Source organism: Fictibacillus nanhaiensis (genome assembly GCF_023715445.1).
Taxonomy (GTDB): Bacteria; Bacillota; Bacilli; order Bacillales; family Fictibacillaceae; genus Fictibacillus; species Fictibacillus nanhaiensis_D.
The window spans coordinates 59,232-73,137 of the sequence record NZ_JAMBOD010000001.1; the positions used below are offsets into that span (position 1 = coordinate 59,232).

The following is a 13,906-nucleotide window of genomic DNA, read 5'->3' on the forward strand; positions in this document are numbered from 1 at the left end:
TTACAAAATATTTCTTAAAGGAGAATACGAATTGTGTTGTCTCTTTACATCAGAATTAGTCATCTGAATATACTTTCTTACCATGCTCATATCCGTATGGCCTAAAATCTTCTGCAAACTAAAAGGATCGCCTCCATTAAGTATATAGAAGAGTGCTCCTGTATGCCTAAAAGTGTGTGGTGAAACTCTTTTGTTTATTATACCTGCAAAATCTCCTAACTCCATTAATCGCTTTCTCCAAGTGTTTCCCGCAATCGGCCTTCCATCATAAGTAAGGAATAAAGTTTCCTCACCAAAATCTTCAGTTTCAACGAGGTATTCTTCGAGTAGTTTAATTGATTTCAAAGAAAGTGGAACAATCCTTGCGCGCTTAGTTTTTGTTTCGTGAGGTTCTAATTTTATCTCTCCAGCTTTCAGATCAACGTTTGATCTTCTAATTGCTAATAATTCGGAAGCACGAACCATAGTGTCTAACATAACAAGCATCATCACTTTGTCCCGAAAACCAACATAAGTTGACTCATCAATAACAGACATTAGTAGTTTTACTTCGGTAGGGGAGAAGGATTCCAAAGTATCTTCTTGAGTTTTTACTGGTTTGAATCGATCGTGAATAGCTTCCTCAATGTAACCTTCTAAGAAACAGTATCTAATAAATGCTCTCATAGTTCTGATTCTGACATTAGCAGTTACAGGAGATAAACCTTTGTCGTGTAACATGTGACCAATGTATCCTCGAAAAACCTCCAAAGTTATTTCTTCTCTATATAAATCTCCATCAAGATAATCGAGTAGGTAACCGAAATGGATATGATAGTCATTGATCGTTGTCCTGGTGAGGCTTTCAGTTTTTTTGTAATTCATGAATCTCTGGAACATTTCTTTGAGGGTCAGGTCTTCAAAAAAATTATGTCGTGGGGTAGGGGAGTTGGTATTCCTTATACCTTTTCTTTTTGTCTTACGAGTGTTGAACAAGTTTTTGGACATTAAAAAAACCTCCTACATTTTAATAGTAGAAAGTTACTTTGGATTAAGAATATATGCACAAGGTTTTATCAGGTAGGTCCCAAATGAACCATTATAAAAACCGATATAAGACCTAGTGATTGTTTACATTAGAAAAGTTGAAAAATCCTTATTTCATGGGCTAAATCAGGCACGCGCCTCCCAAAAGGTTTTGAAGACCCAGGCAAGCACCAGCTACACATCTGGCCCCATGAAGGTGAATAAATTCATGAGTGTATCAATTATTCACAATGACTAGTATAGACTATTAAATTTTAAAATCCAAGTACATTGCACGAAGTTTAGCAAAATATAAGCAATAGGGGAAGGGAGTCATAAGTATTTTTTCAGTTTGTGATTTTCTTTAAATAGTGATAATAGATAATTTGGAAACCAAATTTAAAACTAAAGTGATACAGATTGCGTTTTAGACTATAACAGATTGAACGGTATAACAGAAGGTAATACACGCTATAACAGTTTAACCTGTGGACAACTGTGAATAACTTTTCTTGTGGATAACCTGTGTGTATCCATAAGTGAATATTTATACACCCGTGCATAAAAACTTGGGAAATAATTTTGTTTGACCAATGGCCTTTGGTACTATGGAGTTAAACGAGTCATAAATCTTGTATTTTAGGAGATGTTTTCATAAAGTGAAAAAGAGTATTTTCTTATAGGTGGTATAAACAAATGACTATAAACTTTTACACGATTGGTATGGCTGGTCATATCGATCATGGAAAAACAACCCTGACAAAAGCGCTGAGCGGTGTTGATACAGATACCTTAAAAGAAGAAAAAGCCCGCAGGATTACAATCGAGCCCGGATTTGCTCCTTTTCCGTTAACTGAAAAGATTCATACATCAATCGTAGATGTTCCGGGTCATGAGAGACTCATTCGTCAGATGATAGCCGGGGTAGCGGGTATTGATCTCGTATTATTGGTGATTGCTGCTGATGAAGGTGTTATGCCGCAAACAAAAGAACACTTCGAGATATTGTCCTTTTTAAAAATACATAAAGGCATGATTGTTGTTACAAAATCTGATTTGGTCGATGATGAAATGAAACTGCTCATCGAAGAGGATATACTTGAGCTTACTAAAGATTCGGTATTTCAATCGTTCCCTGTCCATTACGTGGACAGTGTTTCAATGAATGGTATTGATCAGTTAAAAAAATCAATCGCAAAGCAGTTAGAAGACACAGAAACAAGATCGGCGATTGGACCATTCCGTATGCCCATCGACCATATTTTTTCGGTTAAAGGGCAAGGAACAGTGGTAAGAGGAACTGTTTACGAGGGAGAGGTTCATGAAGGTGATGAGCTTGAAATTCAGCCTGGCAGCGAAAAAGTGAAAGTCCGTAAACTGCAAGTCCATAAAGAAAACGTTCATAACGCAAAAGCTGGTCAAAGGGCAGCGATAAACCTTTCCGGCGGTTCAAAGCTTGATTGGAAAAGAGGTCATGTCCTGCTGACACCAGACGTTTTTACGGTAACTGAAACGATTGATATTGTATTAACAACCGGCAAAGAATGGTCTGGGAAGCTAAAACAGAGGAGTTCAGTGAAATTTTATACGGGAACAGCTGAAGTTATGGGGAAACTAATATTCTTTGACCGAAATGACCTTGAGGGCTCTTCGGATCTGGTTTTTTGCCAGGTACGGTTGAATGAAGCAATTGTCGCAAAACGTGGTGACCGTTTTATTATTAGACGTCCTTCTCCTGAAGAGACGATAGGAGGCGGTGAAGTTATTGATCCAAACGCATCGCGTTATAAGTTCGGTATACAAACCGTGCAGATGCTTCAAGAAAAATATAAAGGCACTCCTGGTGAGCGGGTTATACAAACATTGCAAAAAAATGGTTCTTTAATGGCCGGAGAACTAAAGAAGCTGACAGGAATAGGTAATCATACATTAGATGAGGTTCTGCAAGAGCTTATACATGAGAAGGCTGTTTATCTTATAAACGAGTTTTATATGGCAGAAACAACATTCAGACATTTAGAACGTGAACTAATCAAGAAGCTGGCTGCCTTTCATGAACAACATCCTTTGCGTCAAGGTATTCCTAAAGCAGAGGTTGTACAGTCTTTAAAAGGTGAACTTCATCAAAAAGTAATTAATGGACTTATTGAGATGATGGTGGAGTATTCAGCTATCAGACTGACAGACCAATTTATTCATTTGCCTGCTTTTACACCGCACTTCCCGAAAAAATGGGAAAAGCGGATGTCCCAAGCCATTCATATTCTTGAAGAAAAAGATCTTGAACCTGAAGAATTATTTACGATCTATCAAAATCAGCAATTGCCTGAAGATCTGTACAGTGATTTTAAATATTACTTAATCAAAAATGAAAAAGCTCTTGTTTTGCAGGATGACATTTTAATAAGTAAGAATGTTTTTGAATCTGCAGTTAACCGATTAAAAAATCATACAGATCCTAGTTTTAGTGTACAAGAAGCGAAAACGGTTCTTAATACTTCAAGGAAGTTTTTGATACCGATTTTGGAATGTATGGATTCAAAAGGGTATACTGTGAGAGATGCTAATTTAAGGAAATGGGTGTAAGGATTGAATGATTGTGAATTACAGGTATTTTTTTTCACTCCGTATTATCATCAAAATCGCGGAAATTCAACAACAGCAAGAAGAATTGAGCATGGTTTAGTTAAAGAAAACATTGAAGTTTTTGTTTATGCGTATGAAGAAGAGGAATTTACTCCAGAGGTGCAGCAGCAAATGAAAACCGCTGATGTCATTCATATCCTGCAATTTGCACGTTTTGCAAGATGGTCTTTAAACCATAGCGTTACCTTAAACAAACCATATATTATCACATCAGGCGGGACTGATATTAACCACTCGATAAAAGAGAACGCACAAACTTATGTCTCTTTATTAACTAAAGCAAAAGCGGTTACAGTTTTCACAGATCAGGCAAAAGAATCCCTAGTCAATGACTTTGGATTTTCAGACGATTTAATACATGTTATACCCCAAAGCGTTTATTTACCTGAAAAGGATGGATCCAATCTCAAGCTTCCTTTTGGATATCCAAAAATATTACTCCCTGCTGGACTGCGCCCTGTTAAAGATGTACTTTATGCACTTCCGGCTATTAACAGATTAAGAGTTGATTATCCGGATATCGCATTTCTCATTTTAGGTGCAAACCTAGATAAGAATGTTTATGATCAAGTTCAACGAGCAGTTAATTGCTATCATTGGGTTCATTATATGGAAGAGGTTGATCTATCGAAGATGAAAGCAGTTTACAATTGGGCTGACGTAGTAATAAATACTTCCATTTCAGAAGGTCAGCCTACATCCTTGTTGGAAGCCATGATTGAAAAGAGACCCGTAGCAGCAAAAGAAAACGATGGTAATTTAAGTATAATAAAGCATAGAGTGAACGGATTGATTTTTCGTGACATCAATGAATTGTATGATTCTTTGAAACAACTAGTATCAGATAAAGCTTTTTCTCAAAAACTAATAAATAACGGGTATAAGACCGTAAGAGAAAATCACACAATTGAACAAGAGATAAAATCATACATTACTTTGTATTCACAATAAAGGAGAGAATAAAATGAAAAAAATAACACTACTGTTTGCAGTACTGGCAATGATATTAGCTGCGTGCGGTACAAAGGAAGAGCAAAAGGAAAAAGGCGCGAACAATAAAGATGAAGTATTTACAATCGGAGTGATTCCAGCACAAACAGAAGGCGAGATGAAGGGTGCACTTGATAAGCTTCAAAATGTTTTAAGCGAAAAAATGGATCGTGAAGTAAAAATAACTTCCTATCCTGATTATAATGGTGTAGTTGAAGCGATGAACTATGAAAAAATAGATATGGCCTATTTCGGTCCTCTTACATATGTTGTGGCTCATGAGGAAAGCGGGGCAAAAGCCATCGTAACCCAGCTAATTAAAGGTGAACCCTTTTATTATTCATACTTAATTTCCCACAAAGACAGCAAGTATGAAAGTATTGAAGATATGATTAAAGATGTAAAAAATGTGAAGTTTGCTTTTGGTGATCCATCATCAACGTCTGGTTCTTTAATTCCTGGGATAAAACTGAAAGATGAAGGTGTTTATCAGAGTGAATCAGAAAATGATTTTAACAATGTCAGATTTACCGGTTCTCATGATGCAACTGCACTGGCCGTGCAAAACAAACAAGTAGATGTAGGGGCAATCGACAGCGCTATTTTTGACAAGCTTGTTGAAGAGGGATCGATTGACGGCAAGCAGTTCAAAGTAATATGGAAGTCTGAAAAACTGTTTCAATATCCTTGGGCTGTAGCAAAAAATACAGACAAAGAAACGATTAAACAGCTTCAAGATATTTTCTTAGGGATCAAAGATAAAGAAATTCTTGATGCATTCGGGGCAACTGGCTTTACGAAAGCGGATAACAAAGATTATGAAAGTATTCGCAAGGCTGCAATAAAAGAAGGTATGATTAAAGAATAGAGGGGAATAATGGTTTGGTTTAAAAGGAGACAGTTCTTTGTCTTTCTCTTCATAGCTGTACTTGCAGCTTACAGTATGAGACTGACAGAATTTGATTTCTCAAAATTTCGGGACTTTGAAAATATGGCAGACTTTCTATCAAAATGGTTTCCTATGAATACGGAAAGTCTTCCATATTTATTTACAGAAAGTCTACTGACAATATCTATTGCTTTTTTAGGAAGTTTATTTGGTCTAATCATTGCGCTTCCTTTAAGCTTTCTGGCAGCACGGAATACAAGCGGTCATCGTATCATTTACGCCATAACCCGCTTCTATCTCAGTTTTTTAAGATCGGTGCCTGAATTTGTTTTTGGATTAATCTTGTTAACCACATTAGGTCTGGGGCCATTTCCAGCAGTAATTGCAATTGTGCTTCATAACATAGGGGTATTGGGGAAATTAATATCCGAACTGATTGAGGCGGCTGACAATGGTCCGATAGAAGCGATGTCAGCTGTTGGAGCTAAAAGCTGGATCGGAAATCTGTTTGCGATAATTCCCCAAATCTGGCCGAATGTTCTGTCTCAATTTTTTTACCGGTTCGAAGTTGCTATTCGAACTTCGCTTATCTTAGGTTTGATCGGAGGAGGCGGAATCGGGCAGCAATTATTTATCCATTTTAAAACGTTTCAATATCAGCTTGTGTCTGTAGATGTTCTGTTAATCATGCTCATGGTTATATTGGTGGACTATATTGGCGGAAAAATACGGGAAAAGGTTATTTAGGTGGTAAGATGATTAAATTCGAAAATGTATCAGTTTTATATCCTGGTACTGAAGAACCTGCCATAAAAAATGTAAGCATTGGTTTTGAACAGGGAGAATTCGTCTGTGTTTTAGGGAGAAGCGGTGCTGGGAAATCGACTTTCATCCGTTGTATTAACGGTTTGCAGCCGGTTTCAGAAGGAAATGTAAAATGGGATGGAAAATCCTTATCCGAGATGACCCCTAAGGAGAATTTAGAAATCCGCCGTAAAACAGGTATGATCTTTCAGCACTTTAACTTAATACCAAGAATGAGCGTTGTTCAAAACATATTAACTGGATTGTTTGGGTATAAAAAATCTTACGAAAATCTCCTTGGGTTATTTAATCCAAATGAAAGAAAGTCTGCTTTAGAGGCGATTAAACAGGTTGAACTAACCGTTGAGCCTACAAGAAGAGTAGAGAATTTGAGTGGGGGACAAAAGCAAAGGGTAGCAATCGCTCGGGCACTCATTCAGAATCCTAAAGTGTTTCTAGGAGATGAACCCGTAGCAAGCTTAGACCCTGGTACGGCAGAGAGGATATTTACTCTGTTAAAGGAAACACATATTGAACGAAACTTAGTATCCATTATTAATGTTCATGATGTTGTACTTGCAAAAAAATATGCAACTCGAATCATTGCTTTTAAAAAAGGTAATCTCGTTTTTGATGACACACCCGATAAGTTTGACGAAAAAGTTTATTCAGAAATCTATAATCACTAAAAAAACTCCGTACCCGGAGTTTTTTTAGTTAGCCATGATAGGCTTATCATTCAATTCTGTAACTCGTCCGACAATGCTTGCGTGTTGTCTGCCTTTATCATGAAGCCTTTTGATATATTCTTCTGCTTCCTCTTTAGGCATACTGACCAAAAGTCCTCCGGAAGTTACTGCATCACATAAGATATGCTGCTGCCATTGTTCTAGATGATCACCGTATTTTACATCTTCTTTGATCCATCGATGATTAGCTTTTGAGCCTCCAGGTACAATGCCTTCTTTAGCCAGTTCTTTTGTACCAGGGAGTAAAGGTACATCATCAAAATTAACGTGTATGGTAATATTGCCGGTCCCTTTTGCCATTTCAGCAGCATGTCCAAGCAAACCAAAGCCTGTAACATCAGTAACTGCATTAGGTGAAAATCCTTCCAGGCATTCTGCTGCTGTTTTATTTAATTCTGCCATTGTATCACTCACAAGCTGGAGCTGTTCCGGAGTGAGTTTGTCTTTTTTAATAGCAGTGGTCTGGATTCCAACACCGATCTGTTTTGTTAAAACAAGCGCATCCCCAGGCTTTGCACCCACATTTTTGAATACTTTTGAAGGATGTACCAGCCCAGTTACAGATAAACCAAACTTAGGCTCAGCATCATCGATTGAATGCCCGCCTACAAGCACAGCACCGGATTCTTTTACTTTGTCTGCAGCCCCTTTAAGAATTTCAGCCAGCACATCGTGACCCAGAACAGCAATTGGAAAGCCCACAATATTCATTACGGTTGTTGGTCTGCCGCCCATCGCATATACATCACTCAGCGAATTTGCTGCTGCAATCTGGCCAAACATGTATGGATCGTCAACGATCGGGGTGAAAAAATCAACTGTCTGAATCATTGCCAGGTCTTCTGTCAGTTTATAAACACCTGCATCATCTGATGTATCCAAACCAACTAACAGGTTAGGATCGTATTCTCGTTCTGGTAAATGGCGCAAAACTTGCGCCAGGTCTTCAGGACCAATTTTGCATCCTCAGCCTCCTTTTGATGACAGGTGGGTAAGTCGTACTTTATCTTTGCTCGTCATTTGGAAAACGCACCTCCTACATGTAGTATAAACAATTTTTTTGTTTATTGCCTAAGGATATACTAAAATAGTCTTAAAAAAGGAGGTTGTATCATGAAGCTAACGATCGAATTTTGCATGATGTGAAACTTTGCACCAAAAGCCGCGAGTCTCGCGGAGGACCTTTTCAGCCATTTCCGTTCACAAATTCCATCTCTTGAGCTTATTCCTAGTTCAGGCGGTGTGTTTGAAGTAAATGTGAATGGCAGCAATATTTATTCTAAAAAAGAAACCGGTGAATTTCCGGATCATGATTGGATTATTCAAGAACTAGAAAAATTGAAAGCTTAAATGGATCGATCCTCCTTTAAGGATTTCTGTTTAAGCCTTTTAGGAGGAGTTTCATTTGGCAAAATCAGACCTTTTAAGGCAGCTTCCCGCTGTTCATGAAGTTGTTAAAGAAATCAGTCTTGAAATGAATGGTAAACCTGAAAAAGAAATCACGCGTGCTGTTCAGGAAGCTGTGGGTTATTGGCGAAACAATATTTTATCCGGATCCAATACCATTGACTTGAATGCTGACCTTCAAAAACTTATAAAAGAAACTGCCAGAAAAAAATTAGTGAGTTCCTATAATCAGATTCGTACCGTTATAAATGCAAGCGGTGTAGTAATCCATACCAATCTAGGGCGTTCAAGACTCAGTGAAAAAGCAGTTGAAAGAATGACTCAGACAGCTCAGATGTACTCTAATCTGGAGTACAACCTCGAAAAAGGAAAAAGAGGATCCAGACATGATCTGACTGAAGAATTAATTAAACGGGTAACTGGAGCTGAAGCTGCAATTGTTGTTAATAATAATGCGGCAGCAGTCTATCTTGTTTTAAAAGCACTTGCGAAAAATAAAGAAGTTATCGTTTCCAGAGGAGAGCTGGTCGAGATTGGCGGGTCTTTTCGAGTGTCTTCTATAATGGAAGAAAGCGGAGCCATCTTAAAAGAAGTTGGAACCACGAATAAAACGCATCTAGCGGATTATGAAAAAGCGATAAATGAAAATACAGGAATGTTTTTAAAAGTACATACGAGCAACTTTAAAATAATTGGTTTTACTAAAGGTGTATCATCATCAGAATTGATGCGTCTAAAAAAAGCAACTCCACATGTTATTATGTATGAGGATTTGGGAAGCGGTGCACTATATCCATTCCAAAAGGGTGGAATTGGTGAGGAACCTTTGATTTCTTCAGTTATTAAAGATGGAATCGATTTAGTATCCTTCAGTGGGGATAAATTGCTAGGCGGACCTCAAGCGGGGATTATCGCAGGTAAAAAGAAATACATAGATATTTTAAAGATGCACCAGCTGGCACGTGTGTTGCGTGTTGATAAATTTACGATAGCTGCACTGAATGAGACTTTAACTGCCTATCTAAATGAAGACTTTTTATCCATACCGACAGTGAGGGATATTCTAAAAACTTCAGATGAGATTAAAATAAAAGTTTATACATTAATGAGGAAGATTGAAGATGAACCTCATTTGTCCATGAACATTTTGGAGGAGTTTTCTCAAGTAGGTGGAGGGACGATGCCAGATGTACAATTACCAACCTATTGTCTTGCCCTGAAGCATGAAAAAGGCGCTGCTTATTTAGCAAAACATTTTAGAGATCATGAAGTACCCATTATTGTTAGAATTAAAGATGATGAAGTACTACTGGATTTAAGAACAGTAACTGATGATGAAGAAAAGATTCTAATTGAAGCCATAAATTCCGTTACTGCATAAGGATTTAGCCTTTAATAGAAGATTATGCCAAATACAAGGGCTGCCCTTAAGTGGACAGCCTTTTTGTTTTATATAAGGTTAACTTCCATCACCATGATTTTGTCTTGTATGGTTTCTCTGTTTAACTTTTTTAGATCCGCTCATCGGAGCAGGCTGTCCAGGGTTTTCGCCTTTAGGGGCATTTTTTCTAATATCTTTGAATGTGTTGCGTTCTCCCATAAAATTGCCTCCTTTTGAATAATTATTTTTTAAAATGGAAGCTTAAAGGTATATCAAACCAAAAAAGGAAGGTTATTATGCCATATCATAAAGATAAGCAGCAAGCATACCAGGCAGCAGAGCAGGGATATCATCATGCAATTGAAGTATCAAAGCAGTTAAATTCTTCAAATAGTGAATATGGTGTTTTTTATTCCCATTTCATGACGGAACACGAAAAAGCCCGCCAACAGATTGAGAATGCATTAGAAACAGCATCTGAACATCAGAATGCACAATTGAAGAATTACTTAAATGAGCTTGAACAGCTTCAAAGCCAATTTCCAAAACCTTAATGGCGTTTTTTTGTCTTCTTATTGTTTTGGCGTTCAGCTTCACTCAGTTTTTCATTTGGCAATGTCAGAGCTTCGTTTCCAAATTCGGTTTCGTATCCAGCACCTTTGCCTTGAGCTTTAGCGGCGTTCATGCCGGGACGAATATGGTTTGCTTTATTTCTCCCCATGATAAAATCACCTCCGTTTTCTTAGTGTTTACCAAATAAAAAAAGAAGAAGCACTCCAAAAAAAGGAGTGCTTCACATATTCACGATTTATATTTTGATAAAAGCATCCATAAACCTGATAAGCCGACCAGGCTGTAGATAACTTTTGTAACCGTGGTAGCGCTTCCAAAAACTTCTGCTACAAGGTTTAAATTAAAAAGACCGATGAGTCCCCAGTTTAAAGCGCCGATTAAAACAAGGAATGCTGCTAATTTTTTTAACCAATCCATCCTATTCCCTCCAATCTTATTACGGCATAAAAGTAAAGGAAAAAATAAAACAAATGGTATTGCATAATTCAATATATGTATAAACAAGACAAAGGTGCTAACCCTTTCATAAGTAAAACTTATGTCGATTGATAACGATTAACTATTTTACTTATGAAAGGGTTTTACATATGATAATAGAGGGAAAAAAAGTTTTTATGTGATTTACTAGGGAATTGAGCACATTTTTTCGACAATTTTTCTCATAATCGTGTATGATTGTTACTGAAGGGAGAGAGTGGAACATGAAAAATAATGATGTATTTAATGCCCGTTCTACTTTTGATGTTAACGGTAAAGAGTACAGCTATTACCGTTTAGGAGCGTTAGAAGAAGCGGGAATCGGTAACGTATCTAAGTTGCCCTACTCTGTAAAAGTATTATTGGAATCAGTATTGAGACAGTACGATGGAAAAGTAATTAACAAAGAGCACGTTGAAAACCTTGCTAAGTGGGGTACAAGTGAACTGAAAGATATTGATGTTCCTTTTAAGCCTTCACGTGTAATCCTTCAAGACTTTACTGGGGTGCCAGCTGTAGTTGACTTGGCATCACTTCGTAAAGCAATGAAAGACATGGGTGGAGATCCTTCACAGATTAACCCTGAAATTCCAGTTGATCTTGTAGTTGACCACTCTGTACAAGTTGATAAAGCAGGAACTGAAGATTCTCTTGCTTTCAACATGAATCTTGAATTTGCCCGCAACGAAGAGCGTTATAAGCTTTTAAGCTGGGCTCAATCTGCGTTTGATAACTACCGTGCAGTACCTCCTGCAACAGGTATCGTTCACCAAGTTAACTTAGAATACTTAGCACCAGTTGTACTTACAAGCGAATCAGAAGGTGAAACAGTTGCTTTCCCTGATTCACTAGTAGGTACTGACTCTCATACAACCATGATCAATGGTCTTGGTGTACTTGGATGGGGTGTTGGCGGAATTGAAGCAGAAGCTGGTATGTTAGGACAGCCTTCTTACTTCCCGGTTCCAGAAGTTATCGGGGTAAAACTTACAGGTACCCTTCCAAACGGAACAACAGCAACAGACCTTGCCCTTAAAGTAACGCAAGTATTGCGGGAAAAGAAAGTGGTAGGGAAGTTCGTGGAATTCTTTGGTCCTGGACTTGCAGAGATGCCTCTTGCTGACCGTGCAACGGTTTCTAACATGGCTCCTGAATATGGAGCTACTTGCGGATTCTTCCCAGTAGACGAGGAAGCTCTTAACTATCTGAGACTAACTGGCAGAACGGAAGAACAAATCCAGCTAGTTGAAGCTTATTGCAAGGAGAACGGATTGTTCTATACTGCAGGTGATGCAGATCCGGAATTTACGGATGTGGTTGAAATCAATCTTTCCGAGATCGAATCAAACTTGTCCGGACCTAAACGTCCACAAGATTTGATTCCGTTATCTCAAATGAAAGACAGCTTTAACAAAGCACTTGTTGCTCCTCAAGGAAATGCAGGTTTTGGATTAACTCCAGATGAGATCAATAAAGAAGTGGTTGTTAAGCACCCTAATAATGAAACTTCTACAATGAAAACAGGTGCTGTTGCGATCGCAGCAATAACGAGCTGTACAAATACATCTAACCCTTACGTTATGTTAGGTGCAGGATTAGTTGCTAAGAAAGCAGTGGAAAAAGGATTGAAAGTTCCTGGATATGTGAAAACATCATTAGCACCAGGATCTAAAGTTGTTACCCGCTATTTAGAAGAAGCAGGTTTGATGAGCTACATGGATCAGCTTGGATTTAACCTTGTAGGTTACGGCTGTACGACATGTATCGGTAACTCAGGGCCATTAGCTCTTGAAGTTGAAAATGCAATCGCTAAAAATGATTTAACAGTAACATCTGTTCTTTCTGGTAACAGAAACTTTGAAGGTCGTATCCATCCGCTTGTAAAAGCAAACTACTTAGCTTCACCACCATTAGTAGTGGCATATGCACTTGCAGGGACAGTGAACTTCAATCTTCAATCTGATTCTTTCGGAACAGATAAAGAAGGCAACGAGGTTTACTTTAAGGACATCTGGCCGACTGCAGAGGAAATTAATGAAGCAATGCAAAAAGCAGTTACTCCTGAATTGTTCAAGAAAGAATACGAAAGAGTATTCGATGAGAACGAGCGTTGGAATGAATTGAAGACTTCTGCAGATCAGCTATATGGTTTTGATACTGCTTCAACTTACATTCAAAACCCTCCATTCTTTGAAGAACTTTCTGCAGAACTTAAAGAGATTCAACCTCTTAAAGATCTGAAGCTAATTGCTAAGTTTGGTGATTCTGTAACAACAGATCACATTTCTCCAGCGGGTGCAATTGGTAAAGATACTCCAGCAGGAAGATATTTAATTAAAAATGGTGTTGAGCCGCGTGACTTTAACTCTTATGGATCAAGACGCGGAAACCATGAAGTAATGATGCGCGGAACGTTTGCAAACATTCGTATTCGTAACGCTGTTGCTCCAGGCACAGAAGGCGGTTGGACGACTTACTGGCCAACTAACGAAGTAATGAGCATCTATGACGCTGCAATGAAATACAAAGAGAATGGCACTGGCCTGATGGTTATCGCAGGAAAAGATTACGGTATGGGATCATCCCGTGACTGGGCTGCGAAAGGTACAACTTTACTGGGTATTCAAACCGTACTTGCTGAGAGTTTCGAGCGTATACACCGCAGTAACTTAGTACTAATGGGTGTTCTTCCTCTTCAATTCAAGGATGGAGAAAGCGCTGAAACATTTGGTTTAACAGGCAAAGAGTCTTTCACTGTTCAAGTTGATGAAACAGTTAAACCTCGTGACCTTGTAAAAGTAACAGCTGTTTTCGAAGACGGAACTGAAAAGTCGTTTGAAGTTGTTGCACGTTTCGATAGTGAAGTTGAGATTGAATACTATCGTCATGGCGGAATCCTACCAATGGTACTTCGTAATAAACTGGCACATTCTTCTCAAACACAAAATTAATATAAAAAAATCCTTTGCCATTGTTGGCAAGGGA

14 protein-coding genes are annotated in these 13,906 nt (G+C 38.2%); 9 read left to right on the forward strand and 5 right to left on the reverse strand.

Annotated features, from left to right (window positions below; all coding sequences use genetic code 11):
• Positions 1 to 987: a tyrosine-type recombinase/integrase gene (locus tag M3196_RS00390; protein ID WP_251320291.1), complete on the reverse strand. Its 987-nt coding sequence runs from the start codon at positions 985 to 987 to the stop codon at positions 1 to 3.
• 714 nt (positions 988 to 1,701) lie between these two features.
• Between M3196_RS00390 and selB the strand changes: the two genes are divergently transcribed.
• Genes selB through phnC form a run of 5 tightly spaced genes read left to right on the forward strand, consistent with a single transcriptional unit; the run spans position 1,702 to position 7,023 of the window.
• Positions 1,702 to 3,591, forward strand: a complete 1,890-nt coding sequence (gene selB, locus M3196_RS00395; RefSeq protein ID WP_251320292.1) for a selenocysteine-specific translation elongation factor — start codon at positions 1,702 to 1,704, stop codon at positions 3,589 to 3,591.
• A 3-nt stretch (positions 3,592 to 3,594) separates the two neighbouring features.
• Positions 3,595 to 4,602: a glycosyltransferase gene (locus tag M3196_RS00400; protein WP_251320293.1), complete on the forward strand. Its 1,008-nt coding sequence runs from the start codon at positions 3,595 to 3,597 to the stop codon at positions 4,600 to 4,602.
• A 13-nt stretch (positions 4,603 to 4,615) separates the two neighbouring features.
• Positions 4,616 to 5,509, forward strand: a complete 894-nt coding sequence (gene phnD, locus M3196_RS00405) for a phosphate/phosphite/phosphonate ABC transporter substrate-binding protein (RefSeq protein ID WP_251320294.1) — start codon at positions 4,616 to 4,618, stop codon at positions 5,507 to 5,509.
• Positions 5,510 to 5,518: 9 nt separating this feature from the next.
• Positions 5,519 to 6,277 carry a phosphonate ABC transporter, permease protein PhnE gene (gene phnE, locus M3196_RS00410; protein WP_251320295.1) on the forward strand — a complete coding sequence of 253 codons (759 nt, stop codon included), beginning with the start codon at positions 5,519 to 5,521 and terminating at the stop codon, positions 6,275 to 6,277.
• Between the two features lie 8 nt (positions 6,278 to 6,285).
• The gene (gene phnC / locus M3196_RS00415; RefSeq protein ID WP_251320296.1) at positions 6,286 to 7,023 is read left to right on the forward strand and encodes a phosphonate ABC transporter ATP-binding protein; all 738 of its coding nucleotides are present in this window, start codon (positions 6,286 to 6,288) and stop codon (positions 7,021 to 7,023) included.
• Between the two features lie 24 nt (positions 7,024 to 7,047).
• On the opposite strand, the gene selD is transcribed toward phnC, so the two are convergent.
• Positions 7,048 to 8,103, reverse strand: coding sequence for a selenide, water dikinase SelD (gene selD, locus M3196_RS00420; RefSeq protein WP_251320297.1), 1,056 nt, complete (start codon positions 8,101 to 8,103; stop codon positions 7,048 to 7,050).
• Between the two features lie 93 nt (positions 8,104 to 8,196).
• Between selD and M3196_RS00425 the strand changes: the two genes are divergently transcribed.
• Both M3196_RS00425 and selA read left to right on the forward strand, forming a co-directional pair.
• Positions 8,197 to 8,433: an Rdx family protein gene (locus M3196_RS00425; RefSeq protein WP_338082915.1), complete on the forward strand. Its 237-nt coding sequence runs from the start codon at positions 8,197 to 8,199 to the stop codon at positions 8,431 to 8,433.
• Between the two features lie 55 nt (positions 8,434 to 8,488).
• Complete coding sequence (selA, locus tag M3196_RS00430) at positions 8,489 to 9,871, forward strand: L-seryl-tRNA(Sec) selenium transferase (RefSeq protein WP_251320298.1); 1,383 nt, start codon at positions 8,489 to 8,491, stop codon at positions 9,869 to 9,871.
• Positions 9,872 to 9,949: 78 nt separating this feature from the next.
• Here the strand turns inward: selA and M3196_RS00435 are convergent, their stop codons facing one another.
• Positions 9,950 to 10,090: a small acid-soluble spore protein P gene (locus tag M3196_RS00435; protein WP_251320299.1), complete on the reverse strand. Its 141-nt coding sequence runs from the start codon at positions 10,088 to 10,090 to the stop codon at positions 9,950 to 9,952.
• Positions 10,091 to 10,167: 77 nt separating this feature from the next.
• Between M3196_RS00435 and M3196_RS00440 the strand changes: the two genes are divergently transcribed.
• Positions 10,168 to 10,425, forward strand: coding sequence for a hypothetical protein (locus M3196_RS00440; RefSeq protein ID WP_251320300.1), 258 nt, complete (start codon positions 10,168 to 10,170; stop codon positions 10,423 to 10,425).
• Here the strand turns inward: M3196_RS00440 and sspO are convergent.
• Positions 10,422 to 10,592: a small acid-soluble spore protein O gene (gene sspO / locus M3196_RS00445; protein WP_188402550.1), complete on the reverse strand. Its 171-nt coding sequence runs from the start codon at positions 10,590 to 10,592 to the stop codon at positions 10,422 to 10,424. The two genes, M3196_RS00440 and sspO, sit on opposite strands and share 4 nt — an antisense overlap.
• Before the next feature lie 80 nt (positions 10,593 to 10,672).
• Complete coding sequence (locus tag M3196_RS00450; protein ID WP_251320301.1) at positions 10,673 to 10,861, reverse strand: DUF378 domain-containing protein; 189 nt, start codon at positions 10,859 to 10,861, stop codon at positions 10,673 to 10,675.
• Between the two features lie 284 nt (positions 10,862 to 11,145).
• Between M3196_RS00450 and acnA the strand changes: the two genes are divergently transcribed.
• Positions 11,146 to 13,872, forward strand: coding sequence for an aconitate hydratase AcnA (acnA, locus tag M3196_RS00455; protein ID WP_251320302.1), 2,727 nt, complete (start codon positions 11,146 to 11,148; stop codon positions 13,870 to 13,872).
• Positions 13,873 to 13,906: the final 34 nt, after the last annotated feature.